The following is an 11411-nucleotide window of genomic DNA, read 5'->3' on the forward strand; positions in this document are numbered from 1 at the left end:
GACCATTTTATGTAATATATTTAATGTAAGTAAAAAAATAACATAGGAGTGATTTTATGGGAGTTGTTGCAAATAATTGCAGGACTTCAAAAGTTCCTGCAATGAAATCAAAGGCTGAGGCATTGGCAGTTAGGGCGCAAGAATCTCTGGTAGAAGTTTATCTGGGGGCAATTGAGTTTGATAGAGCAGGTGAATATTATTTTGCAGGTGACAAAGTGAAGGCCATTGCTGCAATTAAAGAAGGTTTTAAAAAATTAAAACACGCAAGATACCTTCTAGTTGATGTTCAACACAGAGAACTTGAAATGCATCCTCACAATACTAAAAAATTTGAAACAAAATATGAAGAGATCATGTATGATGAGAAAGAAATGAAGGAAATCTTTAGAATAAGAGTTCGTGGAATTCAAAATGTCATACAATGCATCGATCATTTAACATATGTTAACGCAGAAGAAAAGGCTGTAGAAGCATTAGAAAACAATGATTTCAATTCACTGTATAATTCGGTTTCTAATTCGGCAAGAGAGTTAATTACAGCTGCTTTGCAACATAATATGAATGTCATTCAACAGTCTAAATATACACACGAGACGTCAGATGTCATTAAAACGCTTTTCCCCGAAGAAGCAAAATCAATAGCCAATTAAATTTACTTAAGAGTAACATCTTGTGGCCCAAGTCGGAAAACCTGTTTCAACGACAAGCTTTTTTTGGGTCTAACTTTTAGTGACTTTATCACCCTGTTCAAACAATCCTGAAATCACCATAAGTCATTATTTAAACGGCGGCTATCATTTTAGATGGTAGCCGCTTTTTGGTGTTTGCATAAAATACGTTTGAAAAGGAGTGATTATGGTGAGTATCGAAAAAACAAATGAATGGATGAAGAAGGCTTCATCAATGAAAGAGTTAGCCGAGCGCCTCCTGCACTATTTCAAAGGATCTTCCAAATCAGCAAGTAGATCATTGATCGAACACCTTCAAGCACATGGAATGTTTCGCTTTTGGCCGGATGCTCTGCAGACCATGGCGTCACTTGAAAAAAACGATATATTTCAAGCGGTAGAGCAGGAAGAAAGGATTTTGCAAATGAGATGGAATGGGCCGGATGTTCCGATTTTCATCCTGCCGGTCGATGAAAGAAACCGCAAAATCCGCGTCGAATTCGGCTCGAAATCAGGCCTTGCGTTCAGCGACAAATTATTTTTGTTTTTATCGGCCGATCTTCCCCGGTCATCGATTTCTGCGATCATGACGCACGAATATAATCACGTTTGCCGGTTAGAAAATATGCCGAAAGAAGAAAAAAAGATGACGCTGCTTGATACAATCATTCTCGAAGGCATCGCGGAATATGCCGTTTTCGAACGGTTGGGGGAAGCCGAAACAGCTGCATGGACGTCATATTACTCCGAAAAACAGCTTCGTCATTTTCAGGATCGGTTCGTAAAGCCTCATTTCGAGCTGCGCCGACATGATAGCCGACTATTCTCCAATATTTTATTTGGAAAAGGGCATTACCCCGACATGCTCGGATATGCTGTCGGTTACAGTATTGTAAAAAAATATTTATCGGCTCGAAATTTGAAGGTTGCCGACATTTTATCCTTCCCTTCAGAAGACTTTATAAAGCTATCGCTTTAAAATACTAAAATTATGGGATTAAATTAATATTATTACAAAAAATAAAAAAACTCCTTGCTTTTGTAATGATTATGTAATAATATACAACTATAAAATTTTAAGATAATTCAGTCATATTAAGAAAATTCTAAAAAAGTAATATATTAGTTTTTCGTAATATTTAACTTCTGGTCTATGGAAGGGGAATCTGGATGAGCGCATTGCTGGAAGTCAATGATTTAAAAACTTATTTTTTCAGAAAAAAACAGCCGATACCCGCAGTGGACGGCGTCGATTTTTCAATCAAAAAAGGAGAAACCGTGGCGCTGGTCGGTGAATCGGGATCCGGTAAAAGCATCACGTCTCTGTCAATCATGGGACTCGTCGAGGGCTCGGGCGGAAAGATCATGAACGGTTCCATCAAGCTCGAAGGACGGGATCTCGTTACATACAAAGAACAAGATTTATGCAAGATCCGCGGAAATGAAATCTCGATGATTTTTCAGGAGCCGATGACCTCGCTCAATCCGGTTTTGACGATCGGCGAACAAATCACAGAGGTGCTGATCTATCATAAAAAGCTATCGAAAAAAGAAGCTGCCAAAAAAGCGGTAGAATTATTAAAGCTTGTCGGATTTTCGAGGGCAGGCGAGCTGATGAAAGAATATCCGCACCGCCTGTCGGGCGGCATGAGGCAGAGGGTGATGATCGCCATTGCCTTAAGCTGCAATCCGAAGCTGCTCATCGCGGATGAACCGACTACAGCGCTTGACGTCACCATTCAAGCGCAAGTGCTGGAACTGATGAAAGACCTATGCGACAAATTCGATACCTCCATACTTCTCATTACCCACGATCTCGGCGTTGTGTCCGAAATTGCGGACCGCGTGATCGTCATGTATTGCGGACAAGTTGTTGAAAATGCCACAGTAGATGAACTATTCGATGAACCCCTGCATCCCTACACAAAAGGACTGTTAAACTCCATCCCTGTTATTGAAGGCTCCATTGAAAAATTAACAGCCATTAAAGGAAATGTGCCGACGCCTGACAACCTTCCGGCCGGCTGCCGGTTTGCTCCGAGGTGTCCGAGTGCGGGCGACAAATGCTGGGGCGCGCAGCCGGACTTGAAGACGCGTCCGGACGGCCGGTCTGTCAGATGTTTTTTATATGAGGAGGGAGAATAAGGGATGACTTCATCAGCTGAACGATTACAGCCCGGACAGGAAATGAACCCGCAAGAATCCCTTCTGGAGCTGAAAGATGTCAAAAAGTACTTTCCGATCCGCTCAGGGATATTTCAGAAAAAAATCGGCGACGTCAAAGCGGTGGACGGCATCAGCTTTTCGCTTAAACGCGGCGAAACGCTCGGCATTGTCGGTGAATCGGGCTGCGGAAAGTCGACCGCCGGACGGACGATGATCCGCCTTTATAAACCGACGGCAGGACAGATCTTTTACAAAGGCCGCGACATTTCAAGTTTGTCGGAAGAAGCGTTGAGAAAGAGTGTCCGCAAAAACATCCAGATGGTTTTCCAAGATCCGTTTGCCTCACTGAACCCGAGAAAAACGCTGCGTTCCATCATCAAAGAACCCTTCAACACGCATCATATGTACAATTTCAAAGAGCGCAACGAAAAAGCCGAAGAGCTTTTGGCTAAGGTCGGGCTGCACCCGTCGTTTGCGAACCGCTATCCCCACGAATTTTCCGGAGGGCAGCGCCAGCGGATCGGAATCGCGCGGGCGCTGGCTTTAAATCCGGAGCTTATTATCGCCGATGAACCGGTATCCGCATTGGACGTGTCAATCCAGGCTCAAGTGATCAACCTGATGGAAGAGCTTCAGGAAGAATTCAATCTGACATATTTGTTCATTTCCCATGACTTGAGCGTCGTCCGCCATATCAGCGACAGGGTCGGCGTCATGTATCTCGGCAAAATGATGGAGCTGACAGACAAGCATGAGCTGTACGACAACCCGCTTCATCCATACACGCAGGCGCTTCTGTCCGCCGTTCCCGTCACTAGGAAGAAAGGCGGAACAAAGCGGGAGCGAATCGTTTTAAAAGGCGAGCTGCCGAGTCCCGCCAACCCTCCGAAAGGCTGTGTCTTTCATACGAGGTGTCCGGCCGCAAAAGCGATTTGCGCGGAAGTCGAACCTGCTTTCAAGGAAGTGAAAACAAACCATTTCGTGGCATGTCACCTTTACGAATAAAGGGGAAGGCCGTCACATATTAAATCCTTGAGAGGGGGAATGTCTTCTTTAAAAAACGGGGGTCAATCGGGTGGAAAGAAGGACAACAGTTTAATAAGGGGGAATTCATAAAATGAATAAACGCAAAACAGGATTTTCAATTTTAAGCTTGCTGCTGATCTTATCGATTTTTCTAACGGCCTGCAACAGCGGCGAAGTCGGAGGGGATGAAAAAGAAGGCAAATCTGACGGGAAGCCGCAGCAGGGCGGAGATCTGATTGCTGGATCCACAGGTGAACCGACGCTGTTTAATTCACTGTATTCAACTGATACAGCAAGTTCAGATATTGAAAGACTGATCTACAACACTTTGTTAGACGTTAATGAGAAACTTGAAGTGGAAAACCAACTCGCTGATGAAGTAAAGGAATCGGAGGATGGGTTAACATTCGATGTGAAGCTAAAAGAAGGTGTCAAGTTTCACGACGGTGAAGAAATGACAGCCGACGATGTCGTTTTTACTTACAGCATTCCGATGAGTGATGAATACGTTGGAGAACGCGGCTCAAACTTTAAAATGATAGAGTCTGTCACGAAAAAAGGTAAATATGAAGTGCAGTTTAAATTAAAGAAGCAGGATCCGTATTTTTACAATGTTACACTTGCCAGTTACGGTATTCTGCCTAAGCACATTTTAAAAGATGTCCCAATCAGCAAACTCGGTGAACACGAATTCAATCGAAAGAATCCGATTGGAACAGGACCGTTTAAATTTAAAGAATGGAAAGAAGGACAATATGTAAAGGTTGAGGCTTTTGATGATTATTATGCCGGGCGTCCTCATTTAGATTCGATCACGTATAAAATTATTCCGGATTCAAATGCAGCGCTGTCACAGCTGCAAGCTGGAGATGTCGATTACTTGGTCGTTACACCAGGACCAGACTATAAAACGGCCGAGAAATTTAACAATGTGAAGATGGAAACCGATTTAGGTTTGAATTATACGTATATCGGCTGGAACGAAAGAAATGAGCTGTTTAAGGATAAAAAGGTTCGCCAAGCGCTGACACATGCGCTTGACCGCCAGGCGCTCGTTGACCAAGTTCTAGATGGAGATGGGGAAATCGCGAACATCCCGGAAAGCCCGCTTTCATGGAACTACCCGGATAACAAAGATAAGTTTAAAACGTTTGAATACGATCCAGAGAAAGCAAAAAAACTGCTCAAAGAAGCAGGATGGACAGACTCAGATGGTGATGGGATTTTAGATAAGGACGGCAAAAAGTTTTCTTTCGTTATTAAAACGAACCAAGGAAACAAAACACGGGAAGACCTCGCGGTTGTTGTTCAGCAGCAATTAAAAGAAATTGGGATTCAAGCAAAACCGCAGATTGTTGAATGGAGTGCTTTAATTGAACAAATGAACCCGCCGAATTGGGATTTTGATGCGATGATCATGGGCTGGAGCCTTGCTACGTTCCCTGATCAGAGCAACATTTTCCATTCGAAAGAAGCTGAAAAAGGACTAAACTATGTTTGGTATCAAAATGAAAAGCTTGATAAACTGCTGGATGAAGCTAAAACGTTGAAGGACCGTGAAGAATATAAAAAGGCGTATGAAGATATTTACGAAATTCTGGCGGAAGATCAGCCGTATACATTCTTGTATTATACGAATTACCATAGAGCGATGCCTAAAAATATGAAAGGCTACGTATTCCATCCGAAAGAAGATTTCTATAAAGCCGAAGACTGGTGGCTGGATCAAAAATAACGAGAATCCCTTGAGGGAAGTGTAGCTTGCAGCTTCCTTCCCTTCCTTCTTAATGACTTTTAAAAAAGGGGATAAAAAATGATTACATATATCATTCGAAGGACGCTCATGTCGATTCCAATATTATTTGGTATTACAATTTTGTCATTTGCGATTATGAAAGCAGCGCCGGGAGATCCAATGGCATTGATGATGGATCCGACCATCAGCGCGGGAGACCGTGAAAAATTCATTGAAAAATACGGGTTGGATGAACCTGAACACGTTCAATATTTAAAGTGGCTCGGAAATATGGTTCAAGGTGACTTCGGTACTTCAATCGTTAGAAAAGGAACGCCAGTGACTGATTTGATTATGGCGAGGCTGCCGAATACGTTATTGTTAATGCTCGTTTCAACCATTTTGGCTCTCCTCATATCGATCCCGCTTGGAGTGCTTTCAGCTAGGCGGCCATATTCTAAATTGGATTATGGCATCACATTCACATCATTTATCGGTCTTGCTGTCCCAAATTTTTGGCTTGGACTGATTCTAATCATGTTTCTTTCTGTTAATTTAGGATGGTTTCCAACCGGGGGCGTTATGACTCTGAATGCCGATTTTAGTTTATGGGATCGCATTCATCATCTAATTTTGCCTGCATTCGTCCTGGCGACCGCAGATATGGCGGGACTCACCCGCTACACGAGATCGAGCATGCTTGATGTGCTCAGGCAAGACTACATGCGGACAGCGAGAGCAAAGGGTTTTAAAGAAAATCATGTCGTGTACAAGCATGGGCTTCGAAATGGTTTGCTTCCGGTTATTACGATCTTTGGTCTGATGATTCCTTCTTTCATCGGCGGAGCTGTCGTTACTGAACAGATTTTCAGTTGGCCAGGACTTGGAAAGCTGTTTGTCGACTCTGCTTTCCAGAGGGACTATCCTGTCATTATGGCAATGACGGTTATTTCAGCCACACTTGTTGTCATTGGGAATTTAGTTGCGGATATTCTTTATGCAATGGTCGATCCGCGGATTGAGTATTAATGAAGGAGGGAATTGATTCATGACACAGACAAATCCATCGACACCTTCGCCGGAGATCACATTGCAGGAAAATGTCGCACCAAAGCCCGAGACAATGACAAAAATCTTTTTTGAAAAGTTTTATAAAAACAAGCTGGCGGTAATTGGAGGAGTTTTATTATTTATTATTATCCTATCAGCGATTTTTGCTCCGGTGATCGCTCCATACCCGCCGGAACAGCAAAACCTTCTGAATAAGCTAAAACCGCCAAGTGGTGAACATCTAATGGGAACAGACAAGTTTGGCCGAGATATTTTCAGCCGTTTACTTTATGGGGCTCGGGTTTCTTTACTTGTAGGCTTTGCCTCTGTACTTGGATCGATTACGATAGGTACGGTGGTCGGCGCAATCGCCGGCTACTTTGGCGGAATAATCGACGCTATTATGATGAGACTGGTGGATATTGTATTATCCATACCCGACATCTTTCTGTTAATCACGCTGGTCACCATCTTCCAGCCGGGCATAGATAAACTGATTTTAATATTCGCCTTGACGAGATGGACGACGACGGCGCGCCTTGTCCGGAGCGAGTTTTTATCCTTGAGGTCGAGGGAGTTCGTCTTGGCGGCGAAAACGATCGGCACAAGAAATTACAAAATCATCTTTTCTCATATTCTTCCGAATGCGATGGGGCCGATTATCGTTGCCGCGACGCTTTCAGTCGGTACTGTGATCCTTGCGGAATCGGCATTAAGCTATCTTGGATTCGGGGTTCAGCCGCCGATGGCAAGCTGGGGAAACATGCTTCAGGATGCACAGAACTTTACGATCATGATCCAGGCGTGGTGGTATCCGCTGTTCCCGGGCCTGATGATCCTGCTCACTGTGCTGTGCTTTAACTTCTTAGGCGACGGACTCCGCGATGCGCTTGATCCGAAGAATATTAAATGATTTATGCAGTGTATTACAGAGGAAATATTTTAACAAAATGGAAGGTCAATAGATTTAGTTTCAATGAATGTATGTAGTGGACATTGAACGAATGTTTCCTGTTAGTCGATAAAGAACACTTTCATAAATGAGGTACCAAAGGGAATATCATTCGTAAATCTTTGGTATCTCACTTTGTTCAAACAGAAGCAGGTCTTCCAACTCCTGAAGATCTTTTGGAACTGTTAGATGAAGAAATTAACGGTGTAGCAAAAAAATAAATCGCTTTGTTAAATGAATAGAGGTATTAACGATGTTAAGCGTATTGAAAAATAAAAACTTTTTATTCTTGATATTGGGGCGTTTGGTAACCAATATTGGGGACAGTATGTATACAGTTGCGGCAATGTGGCTTGTGTTTGATTTATCAAAAAGTACATTTTATTCCGGATTAGCTGGTTTTTTGACGATGTTCCCAACTGTTTTGCAATTTTTAACAGGTCCGATTGTTGATAAAGTCAGATTAAATAAAGTTTTGGTTTGGAGTCAACTCATTCAAGCTATTTTGGTGTTGATTATTCCGCTTTTTTATTTCATTGGATATTTGAACATTTGGATCATCATGATGATTATGCCTCTTATCGTATTCATTGAGCAATTTACTTATCCTGCGCAATCTGCCGCACTGCCTAAAATCATCAAAAGTCAAGATCTGGTTAAAGCAAACTCAATTATGTCATTTTCATATCAGGGTACAGATATTATATTTACTGGTATTGCAGGTATTGTGATTGCTTCGGTAGGAGCTATAAGCATATACTTAGTTGACTCTTTCACTTTTTTGTTAGCGGCGCTGTTTTTTAAGTGCGTAAAATTAGAACAAAAAAATGAGATAGAACATAAGCCCCGATTCCACTTCAAAAAAGTCATACACAATTATACAACGGATATAAAAGAGGGATTTACACTCATTCGTCATTCCCTCATTCCAAAAATCCTCTTGGGCTCGATGATTTCTAACTTCATGCTTAGTGCGACGATTGTGATTTTGCCAAGCTTCTCTTCGATTAGAGGAGGAGAAGAATACTATGGATATTATTTGGCTTCCATGTCATGCGGTTTACTGTTAGGTTCAATATTCGCAACAGTGTTTGGCCGATTCGCGATAGGATCACTTACGATATACGGATTTTTCATTTCAGGGGTTTTATGGAGTATTTCGGCGATCGCCACCTCTTCATACATATCGATTATTTTATTTGGTTTGTCTCAAATATCCATCGGCGTGACAAACGTCATTTTCATGTCCATTTTGCAAAGCATACTGCCGGAAGAGTTTATAGGGAGAGTTTTTTCTTTTATCGCAAGTTTGACAAGCATAGCAGCTCCTTTTGGATCTTTGCTGGGAGGGTTTACCGCGTCATTGATCGGCAGCGATAAGGTTTTCTTTATAGGAGGAATTGCCATGCTGTTTGTATCTGTTTATTGGGTGTTTCAGTCTTCTTTAAGATCAATTCCTTCATCAGAAAAAATAAACGCTAAAGAATACAGCTTTTTTACAAACGTGTTGAATAAATAATGTGTGAATTGCTTCATTCAGTCATCATGATTTTGCCCATTGTCTGGACTCCGCGATGCGCTTGATCCGAAGAATATGAAATAAAAAGCTGAGGGATTGCCGCCCTTGGGTTTTTTTTAACGGCGATTGCCATAATCTCATCCGCTTGGAATAAATTCCTGCCCCCTTGCCTATACTGTGGACAACAGTTTTTATTAAAAGTGAGGGGTTAGAAATGTTGTTTCTTCATGATGTGTGGGTGAATTGGTTTGAGGGAGAAGAAAATGGCTACAACGTCTGCCACTTTCATGAATGGCGGAAGGAAGACAGTGTTGAATTGCTTGACCAGGTGCCTTTGTTAAGGGTGTCGTCCGTTTTGTTTCACTACATAGAAAATGATTTGTCAGAGCTTCCTGCCGAATTATTGAACGAGGTTCATCAAAAAGCGTATATTCGTAAAAATCATGAGCGGACACAGCTTGATCATTGTTTCGTCGTAACGGACGGCATTGGTATTCTCGCGGTCGATACGGCCGGTTACACAATACCGGTAAGAAAAAGCCGCCTCATTCCGAGACAGGAGCAGCTCGTTTATGAAATGGTGAAGGACGTTGAAGCGGAAACTTACGAGTTTGCACCAGAGAAGCTGCAATCTTCCAAAGAATACCACATTTTATCTTTATCACCGGAGCATGTCAGAGGATTAACGAGAAAAGAACGCCAGCTCAAACAGCTGCTGTTCATGGCGCTCGATCAGCTCAAAGGGCTCCAAAATCGGGCCGAGATCGCTTATTGGTACACCGAATGGAATCCGTATATGTATGAACAGATCAAGCGCATGACATTTGAAGAAATCTGGGACATGCTTTTCAATGAGACGATCGACGGATGGTCAGACAAACACAGGGACTTTTGTGAAAATTTGATTAAAGGACAGCCGTTTTTTGAAAAGCTTTGGGAAATTGAGAATGAGTCTAAAGTCAACTAAATTAAGAATCAAGACTGCCGGAAGTACGGCGGTCTTTTTATTTGTAAAAGCGAAAATTCTATATTGAAAAATAAAAAATATGAGCTGTCTTTCTGACAAAGCGGTCAATGAAGGACTGGAGACATGTGTTTTGAATCATTTATTATAGAAATATCGTGATCCGGAGGCAAGTGAATGCGGAGCTGCGGCTGTTCTCTATGAAAAACACCTTCCGATTATCGTACAATCGGAAGGTGTTTTTGGATCAGCGTCTTTTTCGGCCGAGTCCCATCGCGTTTTCCATTTTTTTCAGCATCTTGTTTGCTGTTTGATTTGCGCGTTCTGCGCCTTCGTCCAAAATCCGGTCCAGCTCTTCAGATTCGATCAATTCGTGGTAGCGGTCTTGAATCGGCTTCAGCGCGCCGATGACGACTTCGGCAAGGTCTGATTTAAATTCGCCGTAGCCTTTGCCTTCGTATTTCGCCTCAAGCTCTTCGATTGAGACTTGTCCGAGAATCGAATAGATCGTCAGAAGGTTGGATACACCGGGTTTGTTTTCTTTATCATATTTGACGATTCCGTCGGAGTCCGTGACAGCGCTTTTGATTTTTTTCTCGAGCTGCTTTGGATCATCGAGCAGGGTGATGAACGCTTTTTGGTTCGGATCTGATTTGCTCATTTTTTTGAGCGGATCGGCAAGCGACATAATGCGGGCGCCGACTTTCGGTATTTTAACCTCCGGAACCGTGAAGATGTCATTGTATTTCTTATTAAAACGCTCCGCCAAGTTCCGGGTTAATTCAAGATGCTGCTTCTGATCTTCGCCGACAGGGACGACGTCTGTTCCATAAAGCAGGATGTCCGCCGCCATTAATGGAGGATATGTCAAAAGCCCGGAGACGACGGCTTCTTTTCCGGCTGATTTATCCTTGTACTGCGTCATGCGCTCAAGCTCGCCGATGTAGGCGACGCACTGAAGCATCCATCCCGCCTGGGCGTGTGCAGGCACTTCCGATTGGATAAACAGCGTCGCTTTTTTCGGATCGAGGCCGACCGCCAAATACAGCGCGGCAAGGTTCCGGATGTTCTTTCTCAGCGCGAGCCGGTCCTGCGGGACTGTGATCGCGTGCTGATCGACGATGCAGAAGTAACAGTTGTAGTCATCCTGCAAGTCGACAAACTGCTTCATCGCTCCGATATAGTTGCCGAGGGTGACAGAGCCGCTCGGCTGGATACCGGAAAAAATCGTTTTTTTCATGTGAATCCCTCTCTTTTCATTTCAAAATAAAAAGGCCCACTCTTCCCTCAAAAGAAAAGGGACGAATGAACCGTGGTGCCACCCTGATTAT

At 43.0% G+C, this 11411-nt stretch carries 10 protein-coding genes and 1 other annotated feature (1 of these 11 cut by a window edge); of the genes, 9 read left to right on the forward strand and 1 reads right to left on the reverse strand.

Annotated elements, in window-relative coordinates; all coding sequences use genetic code 11:
* Positions 1 to 56 precede the first annotated feature (56 nt).
* From MKY62_RS06140 to MKY62_RS06180, 9 genes are all read left to right on the forward strand, one after another.
* Positions 57 to 650 (forward strand): hypothetical protein, encoded by a 594-nt coding sequence (locus MKY62_RS06140; RefSeq protein WP_229118231.1) that lies wholly within the window; start codon positions 57 to 59, stop codon positions 648 to 650.
* A gap of 208 nt (positions 651 to 858) precedes the next feature.
* Positions 859 to 1647, forward strand: coding sequence for a DUF2268 domain-containing protein (locus tag MKY62_RS06145; RefSeq protein WP_025808298.1), 789 nt, complete (start codon positions 859 to 861; stop codon positions 1645 to 1647).
* A gap of 191 nt (positions 1648 to 1838) precedes the next feature.
* Positions 1839 to 2813, forward strand: coding sequence for an ABC transporter ATP-binding protein (locus MKY62_RS06150; RefSeq protein WP_003180594.1), 975 nt, complete (start codon positions 1839 to 1841; stop codon positions 2811 to 2813).
* Positions 2814 to 2855: 42 nt separating this feature from the next.
* Positions 2856 to 3839, forward strand: coding sequence for a dipeptide ABC transporter ATP-binding protein (locus MKY62_RS06155; protein ID WP_035317451.1), 984 nt, complete (start codon positions 2856 to 2858; stop codon positions 3837 to 3839).
* 112 nt (positions 3840 to 3951) lie between these two features.
* Positions 3952 to 5595, forward strand: a complete 1644-nt coding sequence (locus MKY62_RS06160; RefSeq protein ID WP_003180598.1) for a peptide-binding protein — start codon at positions 3952 to 3954, stop codon at positions 5593 to 5595.
* Between the two features lie 78 nt (positions 5596 to 5673).
* Positions 5674 to 6624, forward strand: coding sequence for an ABC transporter permease (locus MKY62_RS06165; RefSeq protein ID WP_003180599.1), 951 nt, complete (start codon positions 5674 to 5676; stop codon positions 6622 to 6624).
* A 19-nt stretch (positions 6625 to 6643) separates the two neighbouring features.
* Positions 6644 to 7558 carry an oligopeptide ABC transporter permease gene (gene opp4C, locus MKY62_RS06170; protein WP_003180601.1) on the forward strand — a complete coding sequence of 305 codons (915 nt, stop codon included), beginning with the start codon at positions 6644 to 6646 and terminating at the stop codon, positions 7556 to 7558.
* Positions 7559 to 7850: 292 nt separating this feature from the next.
* Entirely contained in the window at positions 7851 to 9116 is a 1266-nt protein-coding gene (locus MKY62_RS06175; protein WP_003180603.1) for an MFS transporter, read from the forward strand.
* 214 nt (positions 9117 to 9330) lie between these two features.
* Complete coding sequence (locus MKY62_RS06180) at positions 9331 to 10083, forward strand: YjbA family protein (protein ID WP_003180605.1); 753 nt, start codon at positions 9331 to 9333, stop codon at positions 10081 to 10083.
* A 244-nt stretch (positions 10084 to 10327) separates the two neighbouring features.
* Here MKY62_RS06180 and trpS read toward each other — a convergent pair whose 3' ends face one another.
* Positions 10328 to 11320: a tryptophan--tRNA ligase gene (gene trpS, locus MKY62_RS06185; RefSeq protein WP_003180607.1), complete on the reverse strand. Its 993-nt coding sequence runs from the start codon at positions 11318 to 11320 to the stop codon at positions 10328 to 10330.
* 54 nt (positions 11321 to 11374) lie between these two features.
* Positions 11375 to 11411 (reverse strand) — a binding site (T-box leader) (it continues 185 nt past the right edge of the window).

Source organism: Bacillus sp. FSL R7-0646, assembly GCF_037969865.1.
GTDB classification, from domain to species: Bacteria; Bacillota; Bacilli; order Bacillales; family Bacillaceae; genus Bacillus; species Bacillus licheniformis.